20 protein-coding genes are annotated in these 23,751 nt (G+C 60.8%); 12 read left to right on the top strand and 8 right to left on the bottom strand.

All coding sequences use genetic code 11. The annotated features are described in order from the left end of the window. Nucleotides 1-104 precede the first annotated feature (104 nt). From CPter91_RS21945 to CPter91_RS21935, 3 genes are all read left to right on the top strand, one after another. Entirely contained in the window at nucleotides 105-2,672 is a 2,568-nt protein-coding gene (locus CPter91_RS21945) for a circularly permuted type 2 ATP-grasp protein (protein ID WP_061944191.1), read from the top strand. Next, nucleotides 2,672-3,604, top strand: coding sequence for a transglutaminase family protein (locus tag CPter91_RS21940; RefSeq protein WP_197481610.1), 933 nt, complete (start codon nucleotides 2,672-2,674; stop codon nucleotides 3,602-3,604). Before CPter91_RS21945 ends, CPter91_RS21940 begins: the two co-directional genes overlap by 1 nt. A gap of 252 nt (nucleotides 3,605-3,856) precedes the next feature. Next, nucleotides 3,857-5,368 carry a M20/M25/M40 family metallo-hydrolase gene (locus CPter91_RS21935; RefSeq protein WP_236905884.1) on the top strand — a complete coding sequence of 504 codons (1,512 nt, stop codon included), beginning with the start codon at nucleotides 3,857-3,859 and terminating at the stop codon, nucleotides 5,366-5,368. Between the two features lie 578 nt (nucleotides 5,369-5,946). Here the strand turns inward: CPter91_RS21935 and CPter91_RS21930 are convergent. The 4 genes from CPter91_RS21930 to CPter91_RS21915 are packed head-to-tail and all read right to left on the bottom strand — an operon-like array spanning nucleotide 5,947 to nucleotide 10,555. Beyond that, the gene (locus tag CPter91_RS21930; protein WP_061944182.1) at nucleotides 5,947-7,983 is read right to left on the bottom strand and encodes a sodium:solute symporter family protein; all 2,037 of its coding nucleotides are present in this window, start codon (nucleotides 7,981-7,983) and stop codon (nucleotides 5,947-5,949) included. Beyond that, a complete protein-coding gene (locus tag CPter91_RS21925) occupies nucleotides 7,980-8,249 on the bottom strand; it encodes a DUF4212 domain-containing protein (RefSeq protein WP_061944179.1) in 270 nt (89 codons plus the stop codon). The genes CPter91_RS21930 and CPter91_RS21925 overlap by 4 nt, the downstream gene beginning before the upstream one ends. Before the next feature lie 26 nt (nucleotides 8,250-8,275). Continuing rightward, entirely contained in the window at nucleotides 8,276-9,820 is a 1,545-nt protein-coding gene (locus CPter91_RS21920; protein ID WP_061944176.1) for a sensor histidine kinase, read from the bottom strand. Nucleotides 9,821-9,829: 9 nt separating this feature from the next. Beyond that, nucleotides 9,830-10,555 (bottom strand): response regulator transcription factor, encoded by a 726-nt coding sequence (locus tag CPter91_RS21915; protein ID WP_061944172.1) that lies wholly within the window; start codon nucleotides 10,553-10,555, stop codon nucleotides 9,830-9,832. 170 nt (nucleotides 10,556-10,725) lie between these two features. On the opposite strand from CPter91_RS21915, the gene CPter91_RS21910 reads away from it, so the two are divergent. The 3 genes from CPter91_RS21910 to trpS all read left to right on the top strand — a co-directional run bounded on the left by CPter91_RS21910 (nucleotide 10,726) and on the right by trpS (nucleotide 13,453). Continuing rightward, on the top strand, nucleotides 10,726-11,064 hold the full coding sequence (locus CPter91_RS21910) for a hypothetical protein (protein ID WP_061944169.1): 339 nt from the start codon (nucleotides 10,726-10,728) through the stop codon (nucleotides 11,062-11,064). A 245-nt stretch (nucleotides 11,065-11,309) separates the two neighbouring features. After that, entirely contained in the window at nucleotides 11,310-12,251 is a 942-nt protein-coding gene (locus CPter91_RS21905; protein WP_061944166.1) for a Tim44 domain-containing protein, read from the top strand. A 167-nt stretch (nucleotides 12,252-12,418) separates the two neighbouring features. Next, nucleotides 12,419-13,453: a tryptophan--tRNA ligase gene (trpS, locus tag CPter91_RS21900; protein WP_099047237.1), complete on the top strand. Its 1,035-nt coding sequence runs from the start codon at nucleotides 12,419-12,421 to the stop codon at nucleotides 13,451-13,453. Between the two features lie 493 nt (nucleotides 13,454-13,946). Here trpS and CPter91_RS21895 read toward each other — a convergent pair whose 3' ends face one another. Continuing rightward, entirely contained in the window at nucleotides 13,947-14,729 is a 783-nt protein-coding gene (locus CPter91_RS21895) for an SDR family NAD(P)-dependent oxidoreductase (RefSeq protein ID WP_061944160.1), read from the bottom strand. 96 nt (nucleotides 14,730-14,825) lie between these two features. Between CPter91_RS21895 and CPter91_RS21890 the strand changes: the two genes are divergently transcribed. Then, entirely contained in the window at nucleotides 14,826-15,188 is a 363-nt protein-coding gene (locus tag CPter91_RS21890) for a helix-turn-helix domain-containing protein (RefSeq protein ID WP_061944157.1), read from the top strand. A 27-nt stretch (nucleotides 15,189-15,215) separates the two neighbouring features. On the opposite strand, the gene CPter91_RS21885 is transcribed toward CPter91_RS21890, so the two are convergent. After that, entirely contained in the window at nucleotides 15,216-16,160 is a 945-nt protein-coding gene (locus tag CPter91_RS21885; protein WP_061944154.1) for a LysR family transcriptional regulator, read from the bottom strand. A 91-nt stretch (nucleotides 16,161-16,251) separates the two neighbouring features. Between CPter91_RS21885 and CPter91_RS21880 the strand changes: the two genes are divergently transcribed. Genes CPter91_RS21880 through CPter91_RS21860 form a run of 5 tightly spaced genes read left to right on the top strand, consistent with a single transcriptional unit; the run spans nucleotide 16,252 to nucleotide 20,977 of the window. Next, nucleotides 16,252-17,487, top strand: a complete 1,236-nt coding sequence (locus CPter91_RS21880) for an acyl-CoA dehydrogenase family protein (protein WP_061944152.1) — start codon at nucleotides 16,252-16,254, stop codon at nucleotides 17,485-17,487. Beyond that, nucleotides 17,484-18,551 carry a phosphotransferase family protein gene (locus CPter91_RS21875; protein WP_061944149.1) on the top strand — a complete coding sequence of 356 codons (1,068 nt, stop codon included), beginning with the start codon at nucleotides 17,484-17,486 and terminating at the stop codon, nucleotides 18,549-18,551. Before CPter91_RS21880 ends, CPter91_RS21875 begins: the two co-directional genes overlap by 4 nt. Nucleotides 18,552-18,593: 42 nt before the next feature. After that, nucleotides 18,594-19,301, top strand: coding sequence for a histidine phosphatase family protein (locus tag CPter91_RS21870; RefSeq protein ID WP_061944147.1), 708 nt, complete (start codon nucleotides 18,594-18,596; stop codon nucleotides 19,299-19,301). Between the two features lie 45 nt (nucleotides 19,302-19,346). Beyond that, complete coding sequence (locus CPter91_RS21865) at nucleotides 19,347-20,117, top strand: SDR family oxidoreductase (RefSeq protein ID WP_061944144.1); 771 nt, start codon at nucleotides 19,347-19,349, stop codon at nucleotides 20,115-20,117. A 20-nt stretch (nucleotides 20,118-20,137) separates the two neighbouring features. Further along, nucleotides 20,138-20,977, top strand: a complete 840-nt coding sequence (locus CPter91_RS21860; protein ID WP_061944141.1) for an SDR family NAD(P)-dependent oxidoreductase — start codon at nucleotides 20,138-20,140, stop codon at nucleotides 20,975-20,977. A 142-nt stretch (nucleotides 20,978-21,119) separates the two neighbouring features. On the opposite strand, the gene amaB is transcribed toward CPter91_RS21860, so the two are convergent. Together amaB and gcvA are read right to left on the bottom strand one after the other, a co-directional pair. Beyond that, nucleotides 21,120-22,640, bottom strand: coding sequence for an L-piperidine-6-carboxylate dehydrogenase (amaB, locus tag CPter91_RS21855; protein ID WP_205631629.1), 1,521 nt, complete (start codon nucleotides 22,638-22,640; stop codon nucleotides 21,120-21,122). 156 nt (nucleotides 22,641-22,796) lie between these two features. After that, nucleotides 22,797-23,681 (bottom strand): transcriptional regulator GcvA, encoded by an 885-nt coding sequence (gene gcvA / locus CPter91_RS21850; protein WP_061944139.1) that lies wholly within the window; start codon nucleotides 23,679-23,681, stop codon nucleotides 22,797-22,799. Nucleotides 23,682-23,751 lie beyond the last annotated feature (70 nt).

Genomic DNA, 23,751 nt, shown 5'->3' with positions numbered 1-23,751 from the left:
CCCGCGTTCGCGGGAATGACTGGGGGCGCATAGCCGCGCTGGAGTTTTTTGATCCCTTGATGATGGTTGTCTTTAACCAATAAAAGTGACGCAAGCGATCAACCATGTACCGGCGTTTACTCGAAAGTTATCCTGCTGAGGCCGATCGTTACGACGAAATGCTTGAGGCGGGCGGCCGCCTGCGGCCGCACTGGCGGACCCTGATCGACCAGCTGGAAGATCTCTCGCCTGAGGTGCTGCGGCGCCGCGCGCGCGAAGTGCGCGAAGCTATTGCCGCCGATGGCGTGACCTACAATGTCTATGCAGATCCCCAGGGGGCGAACCGGCCCTGGGAGCTGGATCTGTTGCCGCAGATTATTTCCGCCGAAGAATGGCAAACACTGTCTGCTTCGGTCATCCAGCGCGCCAAGCTGCTGAACGCAGTGCTGGCCGATCTCTACGGGCCGCAAATGCTGCTCTCGGAAGGCTTGCTGCCGCCGGCGCTGGTGTTCGGCCAGCATGGCTATCTCTGGCCCTGTCGGGGCATCGAACCACCGGGCGGCATCCACCTGCATTTGTATGCGATCGACCTGGCGCGTTCCCCGGACGGCCACTGGTGGGTTATTTCTGACCGCACCCAGGGCCCCTCCGGCGCCGGCTATGCCTTGCAAAACCGCCAGATCATGTCGCGCGCGATGCCGGACACGGTGCGCGACATGCATGTGCAGTCGCTGCTGAAGTTTTTCCATACCCTGCATAACAGCTTGAGCGAACTGGCGCCGGCTTGCGGCGAGCCGCCGCTGGTGGTGCTGCTGACGCCGGGACCGTATAACGAAACCTATTCGGAGCACGCTTTCCTGGCGCATACGCTGGGCTTCCCGCTAGTGGAGGGAGCCGACCTGATGGTGCGCGGCGACATGGTCTACCTGAAGACCCTGAGCGGCTTGCGCCGGGTGCATGCAATCCTGCGCCGGCTGGACGACGACTATTGCGATCCGCTCGAGCTGCGCGCCGATTCCGCGCTCGGCATTCCCGGCCTGGTGCAGGCGGCGCGCCTGGGCAATGTGCTGATCGCCAACTCACTCGGCAGCGGCGTGCTGGAATCGGGCGCTTTGCACGGCTTCCTGCCGGCCATCTGCCAGCGCCTGCTGGGCCAGCCATTAGCCTTGCCGGCCGTGGCCTCTTGGTGGTGCGGCGAAAAGCCGGCGCTGGAATACACCTTGGCCAATCTGGAACAGCTGGTGATCATGCCGGCTTTCCCCTCGATGCGCATGCAGCCGGTCTATGGCCACAGCCTGAATGCGCAATCGCGTCAGCGCGTCATCGAAAGCCTGCTGACTCAGCCGCATGCTTACGTAGCGCAGGAATGGGTGCGTTTGTCGCAGGCGCCGGTCTTGTCGCGCAGCGGCGAGTATCGCCTGATGAGCCGCGCCGTCAGCCTGCGCGTGTTCGTGGTGGCCGCCGCCGACGGCAGCTATCACGTCATGCCGGGTGGGTTGACGCGGGTGGCGCCGCGCCAGCGCAAGGATATCGTCTCGATGCAGCAGGGCGGCGCCAGCAAGGATGTCTGGGTGCTGGGGCAGATGCGCACGGAAGCAGCCGACGGCCCTACGGCGGCAAGCGCTGCCGCTGAAAGCCAGGATGGCCGGCAGCGCAGCTTGGACACCGCGCACACCTCGCTGGACACCATCCGCAGCACCGTCGACATCTCGTCGCACGCCGGGGAAAACCTGTTCTGGATGGGCCGCTACGCCGAGCGCTGCGACAACCTGTCGCATCTGCTGCGCGCTACCCTGCAGCGGAGCACCGATCTCCAGGGTGACGCGCGTGAAAATTTTTACCAGCTGTGCGAGATCTGCCGCGGCCTCGGGATTGCCTTGCCGGCGCCGGCGGCGAGCGGGCGGCCAACCGTCAACGCCTTGCAGCAGGCACTGATCGCGGCGATAGTGGATCCCACTGCCGCCACCAGCATCGCCGCCAATCTGCGCCATTTGCATCATTGCGGCTACCAGGTGCGCGAGCATCTGTCGCTGGACAACTGGCATGCAATCAACCGCATGCCGGGCCTGGTAGCGGATAGCGGCGGCGCGGCAGGCATGACGCCGGCGCTCGCATTGAACATGCTGAACAATGTGATCCAGGCTTGCGTCGGCCTGGCCGGCCACGCGCTGGACGACACCACGCGCGACGAGGGCTGGCACTTCCTGATGCTGGGACGGCATATCGAACGCATGACGCATCTGGCTGCCTTGTTCGGGCAGTTCCTGCGGCAGCCGCCGGCAGCGCAGATTAAGATCCTGCCGTGGCTGCTGGAATCTGCCAACAGCGTGGTGACTTACCGCGTGCGCTACCGCCGCACGCCGGAGTGGTTGCCGGTCTTGCATCTGCTGGTATTCGATGTCAGCAATCCGCACGGCATCGCGTTCCAGTTCCAGATGCTGGAACGTTACCTGAGCGATATTGCCGAGCAGCTGGGGACGCTCAGCATGGATACGCCGGCGCACCTGTCGGCCTTGCTGCATGAGTTCGAACTAGAGGATCTGAGCCACGATTCGCTGTTCGTGGCCGATGCGCATGCGCGCCTGGTGCAGCTGATGCGCGAGGCGATCACCGGCGCTTTTGCCTTGTCGGACGAGCTGGCGCGGCATTTTTTTACGCCGCTGAATGCGCCGGTCAGCCAGGGAGTATCTTGATGAGCGAATACGTCTATCACATCCGTCACGATACGCATTATGCCTACTCGCAACCGGTGCGTCTGTCGCATCAAATGCTGCGTCTGACGCCGCGTTCGCTGCCGTGGCAGACCTGTACTTCGCACGGCATCGCGATTACGCCGGAGCCGCAGAATCTGCGTTTGTTGCTGGACAGTTTCGGCAACCCGATGCAGTCGTTTTCGCTGGAGAGCGATCATGCCGATCTGCGCGCGATTGCCGATTCGTGGGTGACTTTGACGCAGCGCCAGCTGTCGCCGCTGACGCCGCCGTGGGAGCTGGCGCGCGGCAAGTTGTCTTATCAGGCCGGGCAGTTCCTGTTGCCTGACGACCTGGAGGCGACGCGCTATCTGTTTGAATCGGCGCATGTGCGGATCAAGCGCGAGTTCCTGGCTTATGCGATGGAATCGTTTACGCCGGGCTTGTCTTTGCTGGACGGGATCCAGGCGTTGATGACGCGGATTTTCCGCGAGTTTACTTTCGATCCGCTGGCGACCACGGTGTCGACGCCGGTGACGGATGTGTTTGCCACGCGGCGCGGGGTGTGCCAGGATTTTGCGCATTTCATGTTGTCTTGCTTGCGTTCCCTGGGGCTGGCAGCGCGTTATGTCAGCGGTTACCTGTTGACCGAGCCGCCGCCGGGGCAGCCGCGTTTGATTGGGGCGGATGCTTCGCATGCCTGGGTATCGGTGTATTGTCCTGGCGTCGACGGCCAGGCTAGCAGCTGGATCGATGCCGATCCGACCAATGGCATTTTCCCGGACACCAGTCATATCACCCTGGGCTGGGGCCGGGACTTTCTGGATGTCTCCCCCTTGCGCGGAGTATTGATCGGCGGCGGCCAGCAAACCATGGACGTCGCCGTCACCGTCATGCCGGCACATGAGGCGCCGGGCTTCGGATTTGCGGTCTGAGAAAATGCGCCAAGACCTTGAACTAGCTAACACTATCGACGCAGCAGTCAACTGGGGTCAGAGTTTTTTTTCGCGGCTCTTTGCGAAAATTACTCTGACCCCAGTTGACGGGCCACGGAGTACATGCGGCGATATTCGCTTAACCTTCTTCGTTACTCTGACCCGGGCCGCAATTTCTACTTTTTATTTCCCCTATAAAATAAAAAGCATATGAAAACCTTCCTCCAGCTCTGTCAATTGGCCGCTTGTGCCATGACCATACTTTCGACACCGTCTCTTTATGCGGCAGAACCGCAGATCGCACCACAAGTGCAGAACGCAGCACAGGCAAGCTTCAAGGAATGGGCCGAAGTGTTGGCAATTCCCAACGACTCCGCGGTAGCAGCCGATATACAGCGCAATGCAGCCTGGTTTGAACAGGCTTTTCAGCGACGCGGTTTTCATACCAGGCAGTTGGCTAATAACGGCAAGCCGCTGTTGTTTGCCGAGTTTCCCAAGAGCGATCCGGGCCTTCCCACAGTGCTGTTTTACGGACACATGGATGGGCAGCCGGTCAATCCATCTGAATGGCAGCAGAAAAGTCCGTGGGCGCCGGTACTGAAACAGCGCAACGCAGCAGGCCAGTGGGAAGCCATGCCGCTGGATAAATTGTTCGCCAGGGATGTCGATCCTGAATGGCGTTTGTTCGCCAGAGCTTCTGCGGACGACAAAGCGCCGATCATGATGTTGCTGGCTGCGATGGATGCACTCAAAGCCGGCGGCAAGACACCGGCGATCAATCTCAAGGTCATTCTCGACGCCGAAGAAGAAAAAGGATCGCCGTCATTGGGCGCCGTCGTTAAGCGGAATCAGGATTTGTTGAAGTCCGACATGCTGGTGGTGCTGGATGGTCCGATGCACCCCAGCAATCAGCCAACATTGGTATTCGGCAATCGCGGTATCGTGGTCGGTACTTTGAAGGTGTATGGTCCGAAACAGGATAGCCATAGCGGGCACTACGGCAACTATGCCGCCAACCCGGCGCAATTGCTGGCGCGCTTGCTGGCATCGATGAAAGACGATGAGGGCCGTGTTACGGTCCCCGGTTATTACGACGGCGTCAAACTGGATGCCGATTCCTTGCGCGTCATGCGCGCAGTGCCTGACGACGAAATGGCATTGCGCCAGCGTCTCGGGATTGCTGTCGCAGATAAGGTTGGACAAAACTATCAGGAAGCGATGCAATATCCATCGCTGAATGTGCGTGGCATGCAGTCTGGCGATGTCGGCGAGAAAGCGCGCACTGTGGTGCCGGCGCTGGCCGTCGCTGAACTGGATCTGCGTACCGTTCCTGAAACTGAGCCGGCAGCTTTGGTGGCTTTACTCAAGGGATTTGTGGAGAAGCAAGGTTTTCACCTGGTCAATGGCGAGCCAAGCGATGCGGATCGCGCCCGCTATCCTAAACTTGCCTCGCTTACGTTCGAGTCGGCATCGGCTTCCAGCAGCGCCGTCCGTACCGACCTGAATGCGCCTATTGGTAATTGGCTGCGCCGTTCTTTGACCAAGACCTACGGTAAGGAACCGGTACAGATCAGAATGATGGGCGGCACCGTTCCCACGGGTGCTCTGGTCGATGCACTGAAAGTTCCTTTTGTGATCGTGCCGCTGGTCAATGCCGACAACAATCAGCACAGCGCCAATGAGAACATGCGATTGGGAAATTACATCAATGGTGTGAACACACTGGTAGGAATTCTGTCGGAGCCATTCAGCAGCAAACCTTGAACGATCTGAAAACTGCCACGACAGCAGTCAAATGGGGTCAGAGTTTTTTTTCGCGGCCTTTTGCGAAAATTACTCTGACCCCATTTGACGTTCCACGGAGTACATGCGGCGGCATTCGCTTAACGATCGTCGTTACTTAAAACGGGTGCTACTCCGTGGAAGCTTGCCGGGGGTAGCCCGGCAGCTAGTCACTTTTTCTTGCTTCGCCCCCTCGCCGGGCGCAAGAAAAGTAACCAAAAAGAAGGCGACCGCAAAGCCGTTGCCCTCCCTTCGGTCGGGTCCCCAAATCCGGCGCGTATCAGCCGGGTGGGGGACAAAACTCGCCTTCGGCTCAAACATGTCCCCCACAATTCCCGGCTGACACGCGCCGGATTTGGCAACGTCTCAATGCGGGGTACTTCAAAAACAGCCTCAACTTCAAAAGCAACGGCAACGGCAAAATCGCAATGCGCTAGTTAATTGGGGTCAGAGTTTTTTTTCGCGTCCTTTGCGAAAATTACTCTGACCCCAATTGACGGGCTACGGAGTGCATGCGGTGGCATGCTAAAACAGCTAACGTAAAATCAACGGCAACAGCGCTACGGCGCGCGGATTTGATCTAGCAGTTTCAGGGCGCGCGGGTCTGGTGGCGGGGTTAGCAGGCTGACGACGATCAGCGCCAGCAAGCCGGCCGGTACGCCGAACACCCCGGCGGCCATCGGAGCGATGTGGAACCATTGGCCGCTAGCTGAGCCGCCCAGTGCGGGATAGGTGTGCAGCATGTAGTACACGCAGGTGGCAAAGCCGACCACGATCGCGGCCATGGCGCCTTCCTGGTTGCCGCGTTTCCAGAAGACCCCCAGCGCCAGCACCGGAAACAACGCGGAGGCGGCCAGGGAAAAAGCGGCGCCTACCATCGACAGGATGTCACCGGGTTTCAAGGATGCCGTGTAGGCGGCCAGCAGCGCCACCACCAGCAGCAACAGCTTGGACACCGTCACGCGCTTGGCGGTCGAGGCTTGCGGGTCGATCATTTTGTAGTAGACGTCGTGCGAAAGCGCGTTGGAAATCGTCAGCAGCAAGCCGTCTGCCGTGGACAGCGCGGCGGCCAGGCCGCCGGCGGCGACCAGGCCGGAGATGTAGTAGGGCAGTTTGGCGATTTCCGGCGTGGCCAGCACGATGATGTCGCCGTCCAGCACGATTTCCGAGAGCTGCACGATGCCGTCGTGGTTGATGTCGGTGATGCTGACTAGCGGATGCGCCTTGTCGATATTGGCCCAGTAGGACACCCATTCCGGCAGGTGGGCGTAATCGGAACCGACCAGCGAGGTGTAGATATAGTATTTCACCAGCACCGCCAGCGCCGGCACCGTCAGGTAGATCAGCAAGATGAAAAACAAGGTCCAGAATACCGATTTGCGGGTTTCCTGTACCGATGGCGTGGTGTAGTAGCGCATCAGGATATGCGGCAGGGCCGCGGTGCCGAGCATCAGGCAAAACACCAGCGCCAGGAAATTGTTGCGCTTGATGTCCGAGGCTTCCGGGCTGGCGGCGGCGAAGGGCGTCGCTTGCGGAATCGGCGGCTCGGCGCGCGCCAGGTAGCCGGCCTTTTCCTGTTGCCAGGTACGTTCGGCTTCCTCAGGCGTTTTCGGATAATTGCTGAGAGCTCGGCTGGCCGCGCGGATCTCGATCAGGGAACCATTGTTGCGCTTGAGCTTTTCCAGATACTGCTGAGTTTCTATGCGGCCTTGGTCCCAGGATGTCGGGAGGTTGCGCAGGCGCACATCGTAGGCGTCGGCTTTGGCCTTGAACATCGCGCGCACCTGGATTTCCTTGGGATCGGCGTCGAATTTTTTTTCGATGTCAGTGATCTGGGTCAGCACCGTACCGTAAGACACCTGCGCCAGCGGACTGTGCGTGTGCTGCGTCGACAGCAGCACAACCGGGATCAGATAGGCGAACAGGATGATGATGTACTGCGCGACCTGGGTCCAGGTGATGGCGCGCATGCCGCCCAGGAAAGAACAGACCAGGATACTGGCCAGCCCGAGGAAAATGCCGACCGAGAAATCGACGCCGGTGAAGCGCGAGGTGATCAGGCCGACGCCATAGATCTGCGCCACCACGTAAATGAAGGAAATCAGCACGGTGGCGATGACGGCCAGGACGCGCACCGGATTGCCGCTGCTGTGGCCACGGTAGCGCGCGGCCAGGAAATCCGGAATGGTGTATTGGCCGAACTTGCGCAGATACGGTGCGATCAGCAGCGCCACCAGGCAGTAGCCGCCGGTCCAGCCGATGATGTAGGCGAGGCCGTCGAAGCCTTGCAGGTAGAGGCCGCCGGCCAGGCTGATGAAGGTAGCAGCGGAAATCCAGTCGGCGGCGGTAGCCATGCCGTTGAACAGGCCCGGCACGCGCCGTCCGGCGACATAATATTCGGAGACGTCGGAGGTGCGGCTCATGATGCCGATGCCGGCATACAGCACGACGGTGGCAAACATGAACAGGTAGCCGATCCAGGTGCGCGGCAAGCCTTCCTGCTCCAGGATCGCCAGCACCACCAGCAAGGCGATGAAGCCGACCGTGTACCAGCCGTAGTAGCGTACCAGACGCCAGAAAAAGGATTTGTCGTTCATCGTGCGCTGCTGTCCGCTTTGCCGGCCTGATGGCGGCGGTCAATCTTGCGCATCTGCCAGGTATACAGCGCGACGATCAGCAAGTAACCCAGGGCCAGGCCTTGCGCCGCCATGTAGAACGAGAGCGGCCAGCCGAACCAGGTGATGGCGGACAGTTCGCGCGCAAAGAAGATGGCGGCGAAGGTCAAGGCGAACCAGACCAGCAGCAGCGCCAGGGTCAAGCGGCGGGTGCTGCGCCAATGGCTGGGAGGACGGGGAATCGGCATGGAAAGTTTTGGTCTCGGTGGGGCGGTCAATGGAAATCCGCTCTGTTTGTTTTCAGTAAATGCAGGCTGACGCGGAACAGGCTGCCCGGCAGTTCCGGATCGCTGCTGCGCGGATTGTAGGAAATCGCGATTTGCGCATCGTGCTGCTGGGCGATTTCGCGCACGATCGCCAGCCCCAGTCCGCTGCCGCTACGGCTGCGGCTGTTGTCGAGGATGCGGTAGAAGCGCTGGAAGATGTGGTCGCGTTCGGCCGGCGGGATGCCCGGGCCCGTGTCTTCCACTTCCAGGATGGCGAACTGCGCCTGTCCAGGCTCGCCGTCGGCGCGCACGCGCACCGTGACCCGCCCTTCGACCGGAGTGTAGTGCAGCGCATTGTCGATCAGGTTGCCGATCAGCTCGCGCAGCATGAGGGGATTGCACATCACTGTCAGCGGCTGCTCGGCTTGTTCGAAGCCGAGGTCTATGCGTTGCGTGAAAGACGCCTCGACCCAGTCCTGCACCACGCCGCGCGCCAACTCGGACAGATCGCGCTGCACGAAAGGGGCATTTTCCTGCGACTGGTTTTCCGCCCTGGCCAGCGACAGCAGCTGATTCACCAGCCGGGTGGCCGACTCCGAACTCTTGGCCAGCTGTTCCAGCGAACGGTGGATATCCTCCTGGCGGGTCTGGCGCAACGCCAGTTCCGATTGCATGCGCATGCCGGCCAGCGGCGTCTTCATCTGATGCGCGGCGTCGGCGATGAAGCGCTTCTGGGTTTGCATCGACAGCGAAAGCCGTTCCAGCATATCGTTCAGGGAACGCACCAACGGTGAAATCTCTTCCGGCACCTGGCCCGAATCGATCGGGCTCAGGTCGTCCGGGCGCCGGGCGCGGATGCGCTGCTGCAGTTCGGACAGCGGCGACAAGCCGCGCGACAGCGCAAACCAGATCAGCGCCAGCACGATCGGCAGGATCAGGAATTGCGGCAGGATCACGCCCTTGATGATGGCGTTGGCGAGACGCGCCCTTTTTTCCAGCGTCTCTGCCACCTGCACCAGCGCCGTGCGCGGCGGCGCGGCGGCATTCGCCTCGGCGATGCTGCGCAGATCGACATAGGCGTAGGCGATTCGCACATCATTGCCGTGCAGGATCGCGTCGCGATGCTGCACCGTGCCTGGATGGGCAGTGTCTTCCTGAGCGATGTCCGGCGGAATGATCAGGTCGCGGTCGCCTTCGACGATATTGCCGCTGGTATCGGTGATCAGGTAATAGACATTGTCGATATCGTCTGCACGCAGGAAATCACGCGCCGGGCCGTTGAGCCGCGTCGCCACCTTGCCGTCGACTTCAATTACCTGCTGTGACAGCACCGTGACGCTGTCGTCCAGGGCCTGGTCGAAGGGCTGGTTGGCGATGGTTTTCGCCACTACATAGGTAATCGCGATGCTGATCGGCCATAGCAGTAGCAGCGGCACCAGCATCCAGTCGAGGATTTCACCGAACAGCGAGCGCTGGACGCGCTCTTCAACCGGCTGTGCTAGCGGCGCCGCGGGCACATGCGTGGTCGGCAGCGTATCCGGAGACAGGGCCATGGCGCGGCTTCAGCGGCGGCTGGAAGAGTCGAGCGGAGGGAGAGCCGTGGCAGGAATGGGATGCGGTTCGCTGATTTTTTCCAGGCAATAGCCGAGGCCGCGCACCGTGGCGATGCGCACGCCGCCGATTTCGATTTTCTTGCGCAGCCGGTGTACATACACTTCGATGGCGTTGTTGCTGACTTCTTCGCCCCATTCGCACAGATGATCGACCAACTGTTCCTTGGAAACCAGGCGGCCGGTGCGTTGCAGCAATACTTCCAGCAAGCCCAGTTCGCGCGCCGACAAGTCCAGCATCTGCTCGTTGATATAGGCGATCCGTCCGACCTGGTCGTAGCTCAACGGTCCGTGTTTGATGACGGTGGGGCCGCCGCCGGCGCCGCGGCGGGTCAGGGCGCGCACCCGTGCTTCCAGTTCCGACAGCTCGAAGGGCTTGGCCATGTAGTCGTCGGCGCCCAGGTCCAGCCCCTTGACGCGCTGTTCGAGCGAATCGGCGGCGGTCAGGATCAGCACCGGCAGGTGCGAGTTTCTTGCGCGCAAGCGGCGCAATACTTCCAGTCCGCTCATCTTCGGCAAGCCGAGGTCGAGGATCAGCAGGTCGAAATCCTGGATCGATAAAGCCGAATCCGCTTCCATCCCGTTCATGACGCAATCGGTGGCATAGCCCGACTGCCGCAGCGAACGCGTCAATCCATCGGCCAGTACACTGTCGTCTTCGGCAAGCAAAATGCGCATGATCTGGGTATTCCCCTTCAGGATGGATGGAAACTACTATTTGTAGTCTATGGCGTTTCATTCCCATCAGCAAGACAGACTGTGAAATAGCTGCTTTTGGTATAATCATTGCTCCTTGATTCTGCCCTTGCTTGGTTTACTGCCTTGATGCAACGCTTATGCAACGATTATTGATCCTTCTGCTGGTGTTTCTGCTGCCTATGCAAGTCTTTGCAGGCATCGCCGAATCCAAAGCAGATGCGATGGCGACGCAGGCATATACGGTTCAGCTGGACGATGCAGCGGCGCAATGCCAGCTCGCCGACAGCCAGGATAGGCAAGATGCGCAGGACAATCAAGACAGCCTTGCCGACGACATCGAGATGCACGTCGATCTGGGCGACGATACCGTACCCGCTTTTCCCTTTATTTTTGCCGCCACGGCAATCGCTGACAGCCCCGCGCTGAGCAACGACAAGGCGCGGCAGCCGCCGTTCCTGCCGCCGGCCGGACCTCCTCCTCGAGCATAAGCGCCCTCACGCCGCCTGGATATCTGTTCCGGCGGCGGGCGCCTAGCCATCTGCCGGATTTTATCCGGCCCTCCTCGCAGTCATTGTTTGCATTGTTTGCCGCTGCTCAGCTTGCCGGATTGCCTTGTGCATTTCCTTGGCCTGTCCGCTCGGCCCTGCCTGCGAGGAGATCCAGTCAATATCGTCAGCACTACCCGCAGCACCTATAGCCATGTTTTGCATGGCGTTAAATCTCAGGAGAAAGTATGAAGAAATTATTCGTCGCGCTGATCGTCGTTGCAATGACGTTCTCAGCCGGTATCGCAACCGTGGAAGCCAAGCGCATGGGCGGTGGCGGTTCCTTCGGCAAGAAGTCGCAAAGCATGAACCGCCAGGCCGCGCCGGCGCCAAGCCAGGCAGCCAAGCCTGCTGCCGCGGCGGCAGCTCCGGCCGCGGCTGGCGCCGCTGCAGCAGCCAAGCCTAGCATGTGGAAAGGCATGCTGGGCGGCGCCTTGCTCGGCCTTGGCCTGGGTGCATTGCTGTCCAGCATGGGCCTCGGCGCCATGGCCGGCATGATCAGCAACATCATCATGATCGCCTTGTTCGCGTTTGCCGCCATGTTCATCTACAAGCTGGTGCGCCGCAAAATGGCCGGCGGCAATTCGGCTAACGCTGGCATGCAGCCCGCTTTCGCCAGCGCAGCGCCGTCCAGCTTCACGCCGGAAATCGCTTCACGCATCGAACAGCCTATGCAGCGTGCTGCATTTGATGCAGCGCCGGTCGCGGCTGCCGGCGCTGGCGCCGCAGGCGTTACCGCTTGGGGCGTGCCTGCCGATTTCGATACCGCAGGCTTCCTGCGTCACGCGAAGACTTACTTCCTGCGCCTGCAAGCGGCCTGGGACAAGGCTGACAGCAACGACATCCGTGAATTCACCACGCCAGAAATGTTTGCCGAACTGCGCATGCAATTGCAGGAGCGCGGCGCCTCGGCAAACCATACCGATGTGGTGTCGCTGGATGCTGAGCTGCTGGGTATCGACACGGTCGACAGCGACTACCTGGCGAGCGTGCGTTTCACCGGCATGATCAAGGAAGACGACAACGCTGCGGCGGCGCCGTTTGCCGAGATCTGGAACCTGTCCAAGCCGACTGCCGGCCAGGGCGGCTGGATCCTGGCAGGGATCGAGCAGGAAGAGAAAAGCAGCTGATAGCGGTTTGTTGCAGGCCGGGCGGGCTTAGCTTCGCCCGGCACTGCAGTCTATCGGCTGGCAGCAAAAAAGCCGCCGGCGAGAAATCGCCGGCGGCTTTTCTCATTCTTGAGCGCCGCTGATGGCACAATATAGGGTTTTCAGGATATCGCTAAAAAGGAATGTTAATGAGTTTGCCAACGAACGAGTCTCCCAAGCCCACCGAATCTGCCGTGATCCTGACCGGCGATCGTCCTACCGGTCCGCTGCACCTGGGCCACTTCGTCGGCAGCTTGCGTAATCGTATCGAATATCAGCACAGCTACCAGCAGTTCATCATGCTGGCCGACGCCCAGGCGCTGACGGACAACATGGACGACACCAACAAGGTGCACCGCAATGTGGTGGAGGTGGCGCTGGATTACCTGGCGGTCGGTATCGATCCGGCCAAGTCGACCATCCTGATCCAGTCGCAGATTCCTGAGCTGGCGGAATTGACTTTTTATTATTTGAACCTGGTGACGGTGGCACGCCTGGAGCGCAATCCGACAGTGAAGGAAGAAATTCGCCTGCGTGGTTTCGAGCGCGATATTCCGGCTGGCTTCCTGACTTATCCGGCCAGCCAGGCAGCGGACATCACGGCCTTCAAGGCGGCGCTGGTGCCGGTGGGCGAAGACCAGATTCCGATGATCGAGCAGACCAATGAGATCGTGCGGCGTTTCAATCGTACCGCTGGCCGCGATGTGCTGGTGGAGGCGAAGGCGCTGGTGCCGGAGATCGGGCGTTTGCCGGGGATCGACGGCAAGGCGAAGATGAGCAAGTCGCTGGGCAATACGATCAACCTTGGCGCCAGCGCGGATGAGATCCGGGCGGCGGTCAAGCAGGTGTATACCGATCCTTTGCATTTGCGGGTGCAGGATCCTGGGCATCTGGAGGGTAATGTGGCGTTCTTGTACCTGGATGCGTTTGACCTGGATAAGGCTGGCCTGGCGGAGATGAAGGCGCACTATGTGCGTGGCGGTTTGGGCGATAGTCTGGTGAAGGCGCGGCTGGAGGCGTGCCTGCAGGATTTGCTGGCGCCGATCCGGGCGCGGCGGGAGGAGCTGGCCAAGGACAAGGGCCATGTCATGCAGATCCTGAAGGAAGGTACGGCGAAAGCGCGCGAAGTAGCGGCAAAAACAGCCGACGAAGTCAAAGCTGCCCTGGGCCTGAGCTACTTTTAAGCCACCCGGCAGCGGCCAAACTCACCGCTACCGCAGTCAAATCCACCGCCGCAGCAGTTAAATCCATCGCCGCAGCAGTCAATTGGGGTCAGAGTTTTTTTTCGCGTTCTTTGCGAAAATTACTCTGACCCCAATTGACGTTCTACGGAGTACATGTCTTGGCAAGCTAAGAACGGTTTGAGGATTGCTAAAACGCTCGCGACTCCGTGGAAGCTAGCCGGGGGTAGCCCGGCAGCTACTTACTTTCTTTTGCTTCGCCAAAAGAAAGTAAGCAAAGAAAAGGCGACCGCACAGCCGTTGCCCGCCTTCGGCGGGTCCCCAAATGAGGCGGGCGCCAGTCGGATGGGGCACAAACTCGCTTCGCTCAAACATGTGCCCCATAATTCCCGACTGGCGCCCGCCTCACTTGGCAACGTCCGCATGCGGGGTACTTCAAAAGCAACCCCAACGTCAAAAGCAACGGCAACGTCAAAACAACCCCAACACCCCACCGTCAACTATGGCAAGGCCCAGCATCAATCACCAGCTCCCCACCCGTAACAAACCGGCTGGCGTCTGACGCCAGGTAAAGGACGGCGGCGGCGACGTCGGTGGCGGAGCCGCGGGTGGTTTGCATTTGCAGCTCGGCGCGGTCGGCCAGGGCTTGGGTGAGGTCGTCGCGCTTGCGCATTGCTGCGGCTAGGGCGGGGGGGCGGACTACGCCTGGGTGGATGGCGTTGACGCGGATGTTTTGGGTGGCGTAGCGCATGGCGTTCATGCTGCTCATGCGCAGTGTCGCTTTCGCGGCATGATCGGCTGCCGCCGCTTGCACCCGGCTCACGGCGCAGGGCGACAAGACGTTGACGATGGAGCCGCCGCCGGCGCGCTCCATGGCCGGCGCCACATGCTTGCTGCACAGGATGCTGCCGTTGACGTTGGCCTGCATCGCCTTTTCCCAATGCTTCTGCAACAGTCCGTTGGCATACGGCTGGCTGGCGTCGACGCCGGCGCTGTTGATCAGGATGTCGATGCGGCCGAAGTGCGCTTCGACGGCGACCATCACTCGTTGTACGGCGTCGTTGTCGCTGACGTCCAGCTGCCAGAACCTGACTTCGGTCAGTTTGCTGCCTAGCAGCCCGGCGATAACGCCGCCTTCCTGCTCCCTTTCATCCAGAATCGCTAAATGTGCACCAGCCGCAGACAAGGCGCAGGCAATGTGTAAAGCTATGCCGCGTGCTGCGCCGGTCACCAGAGCGACCTTGTTTTTGAGCGGGAAGTACGTGGAAAGTGGGTCCATATCGCTAAAACCATTGTCAGTTTTTACATATGTATTAAAGCATTCTTTAGTGCACATTGCAACCATGCTTTAATTGAATGAAAGTATTCTTTACCGATGGTGAATAATTATGGCGCGCGACTTGCAGATGCTCTGCAGATAGCCCGAAAAGACAGGCAGGAACTCGCGGACGCCATCGGCGTCAGCGTGCAGGCGGTCGGGCAGGTGATTGCCGGCAAAACCAAGGCGTTGACAGCGGAGAACTCGGCGCTCGCCGCGAAATTCCTGGGCGTCGACATATTCTGGCTGGCCACCGGGATCGGCCATCCGAAAATAGCGGCCAAGCATTCCGGCCAATGGCCTTTCAGCATCAGCCTGGAATCGTTCCTGGAAATACCGGAGGCGGAGCAGAACCGCGTCGGCGAGTACATCGAATTCTGCGTCCGCAAGTGGCAGGCGGCGCATCCAGAAAAAAAATAGACCGCGGTATTTGCCACCCAAGCGCCGTTACTTTGTCTTGCGCGGGGATCTGGCGGTCGCCAGGCGATTCTGTTCGGGAAACAACTGTCCCAGCACCGCGCGCAGCCAGCGGTTGGCCGGATCAAGCTCCGCATTCTCATGCCAATATAAATACACGTCCAGGGTCGGCGTCGGCAGCGGCAGCGGATAGATCCGGTTCGGCAGGTTGAGGTTGGCGATCTGCGCGTAGTGCTCAGGCATGGTGGTCAGCAGGTCGGAGGCGCTGACCACATGACAGGCGGCGTGGTAGTGCTGGCAGCGCAAGCCGATCTGGCGCTGGCGGCCCATGCGCGCCAGTTCGACATCTTCGATGCCGGGTCCGGTGCGCCGCGAGGACACTAAAATGTGGCTTTGCGCCAGATAGGTTTCCAGGTCCAGGCCATTCTGCAATGCCGGGTGATCCTGGCGCGCGATCACTACCAGCGCATCGCGCGATAAAGGTGTACTGTGGATTTCCGCCGGCCGCTGCAGCAAGACGTCGACCGCGATGTCGAGCGTGCCGGCCGCCAGTTCTGATGCCAGCTGGCGCCGTTCCACCCGCACCGAATTGATCGCCACCATCGGCGCCTGCGCTTGCAGCAGCTGCATCAGCGGCGGCAGCAGGCGCGCTTCCAGCACGCCGGTCAGGCCGAGGTTGAAACTGCGGCGGCTGCTGGCCGGATCGAACTGGTTGCCGTGCTTGACGCTGACTTCCAGCGTCTGCAAGGCTTGCCGCACCGGACCGATCAGGGAGCGCGTCATCGGCGTCGGCAGCATGCTGCTGCCTTGCCGGATGAACAAGGGATCGCCCAGCAGTTCGCGCAGGCGCGCCAGGGCGTGGCTAACGGCTGGCTGGGTCAGGCTCAGCGCCTTGGCTGCGCGGGTAATATTACCTTCTGCGTAGATGGTGTCGAGCACCACGAACAGGTTGAGGTCGATGCGGCTGATATGCATGAAATTAATTATTATCTATGTAAATCATTCATTTGATGAATTATAGACCTTGCGGCACACTGCTTGCATAGCCAAACAGTCGAGGAATGTCATGGATTTTGCTTATTCGCCCCAGGCCCGCCAATATATCGAGCGGCTCAACGCCTTCATGAGCGAGCATGTGCTGCCGGCCGAAGCGGAATACTTCAGCCAGCTCAAGCGCGGCGCGCGGCCATGGAATGTGCCGCCGGTGATGCTGGCGCTGAAAGCCAAGGCCAGGGCCGCCGGCTTGTGGAATCTGTTCCTGCCGGACGCGGAGTTCGGCGCCGGCCTCAGCAATACCGATTACGCGCCCTTGGCGGAAATCATGGGCCGCTCGCACATCGCGCCGGAAGTCTTCAACTGCAACGCGCCGGATACCGGCAATATGGAAGTGCTGGTCAAGTACGGCTCGCCGGCGCAGCAGGAACAATGGCTCAAGCCGCTGCTGGCCGGTGAAATCCGCTCGGCCTTCTGCATGACTGAACCCGAGGTCGCCTCCAGCGACGCCACCAACATGCGCGCCACCGCCATCGTCGAAGGCGACGAAGTGCTGCTCAACGGCCGCAAATGGTGGAGCACAGGCATCGGCCATCCCGACTGCAAGTTCGTGATTTTCATGGGACTGACTTACCCGGATGGTCCCAAACACGCCCGTCATTCGATGGTGATCGCGCCACTGGATACTTCAGGTGTGAAGATCGAACGCATGCTGCCGGTGTTCGGCGCGCTGGATGAACCCTACGGCCACGGCGAAGTCAGCTTCACCAATGTGCGAGTACCGCTGGCAAACATCATCGCCGGTCCGGGCCGCGGCTTTGAAATCGCCCAGGGTCGTCTCGGGCCAGGCCGTATCCATCATTGCATGCGCGCCCTCGGCGCGGCCGAAGTCGCCTTGGAAATGATGTGCCAACGCGCCTTGACGCGTACTGCTTTCGGCAAGCCGCTGGCCGAGCTCGGCGGCAATGCCGACATCATCGCCAATGCCCGCATGGGTATCGAACAGGCACGCCTGCTGACCTTGAAAGCGGCGTGGATGATGGACACCGTCGGCGCCAAGGCAGCGATGAGCGAGATTTCCCAGATCAAGGTGGTGGTGCCGAACGTGGCGCAACTGGTGATTGACCAGGCGATCCAGATGCACGGCGGCGCCGGCGTCTGCGACGACCTGCCGCTGACCGGCCTGTATGCCTATGCCCGCATCCTGCGGCTGGCGGACGGCCCGGACGAAGTGCATCGGGCCTTGATCGCCAAGCTGGAGCTGAAAGCGCAAGGCGCCCACGCCGCGGCGCTGGGAGCGGCGGCATGAGCCTGATCGATCAAGCCGGCGCGGTGCGCAGCGGCGAAGAACTGGATGTCGCCAAGATCGCCACCTTCCTGCAAGGCATAGACGGCAGTCTGCAAGGCTTGCCGACGGTGAGCCAGTTTCCCGGCGGCGCCTCCAACCTGACCTATCTGCTGAGCTACGGCGAGCGCGAACTGATCCTGCGCAGGCCGCCGTTCGGCGCCAAGGCAAAATCGGCCCACGACATGCTGCGCGAAGCCAATATCATGGCCGAGCTGAAGCCGGTCTATCCCTATGTGCCAAGCGTGTTCGCAACCTGCCAGGACCGCGCGGTGATGGACAGCGATTTCTATGTGATGGAACGCTTGCGCGGCATTATCCTGCGCAACAAGCTGCCGCCCGGCCTGGTCCTGAGTGAGAGCGATACGCGCCAGCTGTGCCTGAACGTGATCGACAAGATGATCGCTCTGCACAAGGTCGATTACCAGGCGGCCGGCCTGGCCCATCTGGCCAAGGGGGAAGGCTATGTGCAGCGGCAGATTGCCGGCTGGAGCGAGCGCTTCCGCAAGGCGCGCACCGACGACGTGGTGGACTGCGAAGAAGTGATGCGCTGGCTGGCCGAAAAGATGCCGGCGGCCGATGTCGCTACCTGTCTGATCCACAACGATTTCCGCTTCGATAATGTGGTGCTGGATGCCGACGATCCCTTGAAGGTGATCGGCGTGCTGGACTGGGAAATGGCGACCCTGGGCGATCCGCTGATGGATCTCGGCAATACGCTGGCTTACTGGGTGCAAGCCGACGACGAGCCGCAATTCATGATGATGCGGCGCCAGCCGACGCACTTGCCGGGCATGCTGACGCGCAAGGAAGTGATCGCCTATTACGGCGAGCAGACCGGTTACCGCACCGACCATTTCGATTTCTATGAAATCTACGGCCTGTTCCGGCTGGCGGTGATTATCCAGCAGATCTATTACCGCTTCCATCATGGACAAACCACCAATCCGCAGTTTGCCATGTTCGGCCACGTGGTCAACTACCTGGACCAGCGCTGCCGCAATCTGATCGCGCAATCGACCATATGAACCACGCCATGCTGACGACAGCAGCGCCGGAGCAAATCTGAAATGGGCGCCATCTATCTGGTGCGGCATGGCCAGGCCAGCTTCGGCGCCGCCGATTACGACCAGCTGTCCGAGCTGGGCGTGCGGCAGGCGACCTTGCTGGGGCAATGGCTGGTGCAGACCGGCCAGGATCTTTCCTTGCTGGTCACCGGCAGCCATCGCCGCCACAAGCAAAGCAGCGACGCTTGCCTGGCTGCGTGGTTGCCGAACGGTGAGCGGGCGCCGCAGGTTTTGCAGGATCCGGGCTTCGACGAATTCGACCATCAGCAAGTGCTGTTGCGGCTGATGCCTGAGTTCGCCGATCCTGCCGTGCTGGCGGCCTACCTGGCGCAGCAGGAAAATCCTGCGCGCGCTTTCCAGAAAGTGTTTGCCAAGGCAGTGGCGCGCTGGGTCAGTGGTCAGCATGATGGCGACTATAGCGAGTCATGGGCGGTGTTCAAGGCGCGCTGCAACGCTGCCCTGGCGCGCTTGCTGGAAGCCGCCGGCAAGGGGCAGTCGGCCTGGGTGTTTACCTCGGGCGGCCCGGTCAGCGCGATCTGCCAGCAGCTGCTGGCGATTCCAGACCGGCAGATTTTCGAATTGAACTGGGCGCTGGTCAACACCGGCGTCACCAAGCTGTTGCACAGTCCGGGCAGGGTCAGCTTGAGCTACATGAATAGTTACGCGCATCTTGAAAGCGCGCGCGATCCGGGCTTAGTGAGTTATAGATAAAAAACCAGCGATAAACAACCAGCGACAAGTTAAAAGGAGCAAGGCATGAGCAGCACATCCCTGTTTGACCTGAAAGGAAAGATCGCCCTGGTGACCGGCGCCAGCCGCGGCATCGGCGCCTCGATCGCGCGCACGTTGGCGCAGCATGGCGCGCACGTCATCGTGTCCAGCCGCAAGGCGGAAGCCTGCGACAAGGTGGTGGCCGAGATCGTCGCAGCCGGCGGCACGGCTGAAACCATGGCTTGCCACATCGGTGAAATGGCGCAGATCGAAGCATTGTTCCAGGCTATCACCAGCAAGCATGGGCGGCTCGACATCCTGATCAACAATGCCGCCGCCAATCCGCACTTCGGACCTATCGTCGACACTGACCTGGGCGCCTTCCAGAAAACCGTCGACGTCAACATCCGCGGCTATTTCTTCATGTCTTCCTTCGGCGCCAAGCTGATGGCGCAAGGCGGTGGCGGCGCCATCGTCAATGTCGCTTCGGTCAATGGCGTCACGCCCGGCGTGTTCCAGGGCATCTACTCGATCACGAAGGCGGCGGTGATCTCGATGACCAAGGCCTTCGCCAAGGAGTGTGCGGCCAGCGGCGTGCGCGTCAATGCCTTGCTGCCGGGTTTTACCGAGACCAAGTTCGCGGCCGCCCTGATCGACAATCCGGCGATCCTGAAGCAGGCTTTGCAGCACATTCCGATGAACCGCGTCGCCCAGCCGGACGAGATGGCCGGCGCGGTACTGTACCTGGTGTCGCCGGCGGCTAGCTACACCACCGGGGTTTGCATGAATGTCGACGGCGGTTATTTGTTGAATTAAGCACTGACAGGAAAATACGCATGAAGAATTTACAAGGTAAGGTCGCGGTTATCACCGGCGGCGCCGAAGGTATAGGCAAGGGCATTGCGGTACGGGCGGCGGCCGAGGGCATGAAGCTGGTGCTGGCCGATATCAACGCCGCCAAACTCGAAGCCACGGTGGCGGAGTTCAAGGCGCACGGAGTCGACGTGATCGGTGTGCCGACCGACGTTGCCCGCGAAGAGCAGGTCAACGCGCTGGCGGAGCAAGCTTTCGCCAAATTCGGCAAGGTGCATCTGCTGGTGAACAACGCCGGCGTCGCGGTCGCCAAGCCAGCCTGGGAAACCAGCCAGAAGGATTGGGACTGGGTCATGGGCGTCAATTTCTATGGCGTCACCCATGCCTTGCGCGCGTTTGTGCCGACGATGCTGAAACACGGCGAGGAGGGGCATATCGTCAACACGGCTTCGATGGCCGGCCTGACTTCACAGCCCAGCCTGTCCAGCTACAACGCCAGCAAGCATGCGGTCGTGACGCTGTCCGAAGGGCTGCATCATGACCTGACGTTGCGGCAGTCGCACATCAAGGTTTCGGTGCTGTGTCCGGGCTGGGTCAAGACCGGCATCGGCCATTCGGAACGCAATCGCGACGGTGATAAAACCGTGCCGACGGCCATCGATCCGGTGGCCGCCAAGGTCGGCATGGCGGTGCTGCATGCGGTGGAGCACGGTATCCCGGTAAGCCAGGTGGCTGGCGATGTATTCGACGCGATTGCCGCCGAGCGTTTCTATATCCTGACGCACCCGGAAATGAAGCAGGCGATCCAGGTGCGAATGGAGGATATCTTGCAGCAGCGCGCACCGACTTTGCTGAAAATATAAAGAACGTAGGGTGGGCACGTTGCTGTGCCCACGCGTTGCCGGATATCTCCACGTGGACACAGCATCGTGCCCACCCTACATGAAAAAAGGCAGGATGAGCTTTTGCATGCTCGTCCTGCCTTTTTATTTCAACTAGCGCGGCTTAGTCGATATCAAACTTGACGCCCTGTGCCAACGGCAAGGTGCGGCTGTAGTTGATGGTGTTGGTGGCACGACGCATATAAGTTTTCCAAGAATCGGAACCTGATTCGCGGCCGCCGCCGGTGTCTTTCTCGCCGCCGAAAGCGCCGCCGATTTCAGCGCCGCTGGTGCCGATGTTGACGTTGGCCAGGCCGCAATCGCTGCCGCTGGCCGACATGAAGGCTTCAGCTTCGCGCACGTCATTGGTGAAGATGGCAGACGACAGGCCTTGCGGCACGGCGTTGTTGAGGCGTACGGCATCTTCGAAGTTATCGTAGGACAGCACATACAGGATAGGCGCGAAGGTTTCGTGATGCACGATGGCGCTTTGCTGCGGCATGCGCACCAGCGCCGGCCGCACATAGAATGCGTTGCCGTTGTCGCCGACCTGCACTCGTTCGCCGCCGGTGACCACGCCGCCTTCGGCCTTGGCTTGCACCAGCGCCGCTTGCATGGCTTCGAACGATTGCTGGTCAACCAGCGGGCCGACCAGGGTATCCGCTGCCAGCGGATCGCCGACCTTGACGCTGGCGTAGATGCGTTCGATGCGGCTCACCACATCGTTATAAATGTTGCTGTGGACAAACAGACGGCGCAGGCTGGTGCAGCGCTGGCCGGCGGTGCCGACGGCGGAGAAGGTAATCGCACGCAAAGCCAGGCTGAGGTCGGCGGTCGGCGTGACGATCATGCCATTGTTGCCGCCCAATTCCAGCAGGCTGCGGCCGAGGCGCTCGGCGACAGTAGTGGCGACCTTGCGGCCCATGCGCACGCTGCCGGTAGCGCTGACCAGCGGCACCAGCGGCGAGGCCGACAGGGTGGCGCCGATTTCGGCGCGGCCCAGCACTACCTGGCACAGATTTGCCGGCAGCAGGTCCGGACGCTGTTGCGAGAAACGCGCAACGGCTTTTTCATAGAGCGCATGGACGACCAGTGCGACCATCGGGGTTTTTTCGGATGGCTTCCAGATCACGGCATTGCCGCATACCAGCGCCAGCGCGGCATTCCAGGCCCACACGGCGACCGGGAAGTTGAACGCGGTGATGACCCCGCACACGCCCAGCGGATGCCAGGTTTCCATCATGCGGTGGCCTGGACGCTCGGAAGCGATGGTCAGGCCGTACAGCTGGCGCGACAGGCCGACTGCAAAATCGCAGATGTCGATCATTTCCTGCACTTCGCCTATGCCTTCGGACAGGATCTTGCCGGATTCCAGCGTCACCAGCTTGCCCAGCGGCTCGCGGTGTTCGCGCAGCACTTCACCCAGGATGCGCACCAGTTCGCCGCGCACCGGCGCCGGCACCACGCGCCATTTTTCATAGGCTTGATGAGCATTCTTGATGGCGGCTTCGGTTTCTTCCACGGAATTGGCGCGCAGCGCGCCGATCGCAGCGCCGTCACGTGGCGAGCGAGAATGCAGGTCCTCGCCGGCGCGGGCGGAAAAGTCGAAACCGAGTTCGGCGAAGATGGATGAGATTTGCGTCATGATGTCCTTGTTCTGAGTTCTATCAGCTTGCCGCAAGAATGGGCGAGTTTCATATCAGCGATATAGCTGAGTATAAGGAATAAATCGGGGATTCTTAAAATCAAAAAATATCAGGACATCATTACCTTTGATCATGCAGAGAGGTAAAAGCGTGGCTCAGACGTCTGCCAGTTCGCCCAGGATCCACTCCTGGAACTTGAGCACCGCCGCCTTGCTGGCGTTTTTCTCGGGATAGGTCAGGTAATAGGCTTGCGGGCTTTTCACGGCAAAAGGGAAGGGCACGTGCAGCTGGCCGAGGGCGATTTCGGTCTCCACCAGGAATTTCGGCATCAGCGCCACGCCAAGGCCGGCGGCCGCCGCCTGGATCACCATCGCCAACTGCTCAAAACGCGGGCCGGAGAGGGCGTCGGGGCAGGCCACGCCGACATGGTCGAACCAGTCCTGCCAAGCTTGCGGGCGGGTGGTATGTTGCAACAAGGTCATGCTGCCGAGGTCTTCGATGCGCTTGATCTGCTGGCTGAGCGCCAGGCTGCACACCGGCACCACTTCCTCGCCCATCAGCCGCACCATCACCGCGCCCGGCCAGTTCGGTTCGCCGAAGTGGATGGCGGCGTCGACCGAGCGCTTGTTGAAATCGAAAGGCAGCACCTCGGTGCTCAGGTTCAGGATCACGTCAGGATGGGCTGCCGTGAACTTGGCCAGGCGTGGAATCAGCCACTTGATGCCGAAAGTCGGCAATGTTGCCAGATTGAGCACGCCGCCCGAATTTTTGTGTGCCATCACCTGGAAGGTCGCCATCTCGATTTCTTTCAGGATGACGGCCACCTGGCCGGCGTATTCGGCGCCGGCGGCGGTCAGGATCAGGCGGCGGTTGATGCGCTCGAACAGTTTTACCCCGAGGTAATCCTCCAGGATCGCCGCCTGCCGGCTGACTGCGCCCTGTGTCATGTGCAGTTCGTTGGCGGCCTTGGTGAAGGACAGGTGACGCGCCGCCGTGTCAAAAGCGATCAGGCAGGAGGTCGAGGGGATGAATCTGCGCATTTTTCGTGTTGCCGAGTAGGTATGTGCTGCCGTGCTTGCTATCGAGCAGGCACTATACCAAACGCGCGGC

It is taken from the genome of Collimonas pratensis, assembly GCF_001584185.1.
Taxonomy (GTDB): Bacteria; Pseudomonadota; Gammaproteobacteria; order Burkholderiales; family Burkholderiaceae_D; genus Collimonas; species Collimonas pratensis.
Note: the sequence above shows the minus strand (reverse complement) of the source record. Positions and strands in the feature narration are given on the sequence as shown.

Bases quoted from the DNA above. Each gene is read 5' to 3' on its own strand.
- CPter91_RS21945 (WP_061944191.1), top strand. From the start codon at position 105: ATGTACCGGCGTTTACTCGAAAGTTATCCTGCTGAGGCCGATCGTTAC.
- CPter91_RS21940 (WP_197481610.1), top strand. From the start codon at position 2,672: ATGAGCGAATACGTCTATCACATCCGTCACGATACGCATTATGCCTAC.
- CPter91_RS21935 (WP_236905884.1), top strand. From the start codon at position 3,857: ATGACCATACTTTCGACACCGTCTCTTTATGCGGCAGAACCGCAGATC.
- CPter91_RS21930 (WP_061944182.1), bottom strand. From the start codon at position 7,983: ATGAACGACAAATCCTTTTTCTGGCGTCTGGTACGCTACTACGGCTGG.
- CPter91_RS21925 (WP_061944179.1), bottom strand. From the start codon at position 8,249: ATGCCGATTCCCCGTCCTCCCAGCCATTGGCGCAGCACCCGCCGCTTG.
- CPter91_RS21920 (WP_061944176.1), bottom strand. From the start codon at position 9,820: ATGGCCCTGTCTCCGGATACGCTGCCGACCACGCATGTGCCCGCGGCG.
- CPter91_RS21915 (WP_061944172.1), bottom strand. From the start codon at position 10,555: ATGCGCATTTTGCTTGCCGAAGACGACAGTGTACTGGCCGATGGATTG.
- CPter91_RS21905 (WP_061944166.1), top strand. From the start codon at position 11,310: ATGAAGAAATTATTCGTCGCGCTGATCGTCGTTGCAATGACGTTCTCA.
- trpS (WP_099047237.1), top strand. From the start codon at position 12,419: ATGAGTTTGCCAACGAACGAGTCTCCCAAGCCCACCGAATCTGCCGTG.
- CPter91_RS21895 (WP_061944160.1), bottom strand. From the start codon at position 14,729: ATGGACCCACTTTCCACGTACTTCCCGCTCAAAAACAAGGTCGCTCTG.
- CPter91_RS21890 (WP_061944157.1), top strand. From the start codon at position 14,826: ATGGTGAATAATTATGGCGCGCGACTTGCAGATGCTCTGCAGATAGCC.
- CPter91_RS21885 (WP_061944154.1), bottom strand. From the start codon at position 16,160: ATGCATATCAGCCGCATCGACCTCAACCTGTTCGTGGTGCTCGACACC.
- CPter91_RS21880 (WP_061944152.1), top strand. From the start codon at position 16,252: ATGGATTTTGCTTATTCGCCCCAGGCCCGCCAATATATCGAGCGGCTC.
- CPter91_RS21875 (WP_061944149.1), top strand. From the start codon at position 17,484: ATGAGCCTGATCGATCAAGCCGGCGCGGTGCGCAGCGGCGAAGAACTG.
- CPter91_RS21870 (WP_061944147.1), top strand. From the start codon at position 18,594: ATGGGCGCCATCTATCTGGTGCGGCATGGCCAGGCCAGCTTCGGCGCC.
- CPter91_RS21865 (WP_061944144.1), top strand. From the start codon at position 19,347: ATGAGCAGCACATCCCTGTTTGACCTGAAAGGAAAGATCGCCCTGGTG.
- CPter91_RS21860 (WP_061944141.1), top strand. From the start codon at position 20,138: ATGAAGAATTTACAAGGTAAGGTCGCGGTTATCACCGGCGGCGCCGAA.
- amaB (WP_205631629.1), bottom strand. From the start codon at position 22,640: ATGACGCAAATCTCATCCATCTTCGCCGAACTCGGTTTCGACTTTTCC.
- gcvA (WP_061944139.1), bottom strand. From the start codon at position 23,681: ATGCGCAGATTCATCCCCTCGACCTCCTGCCTGATCGCTTTTGACACG.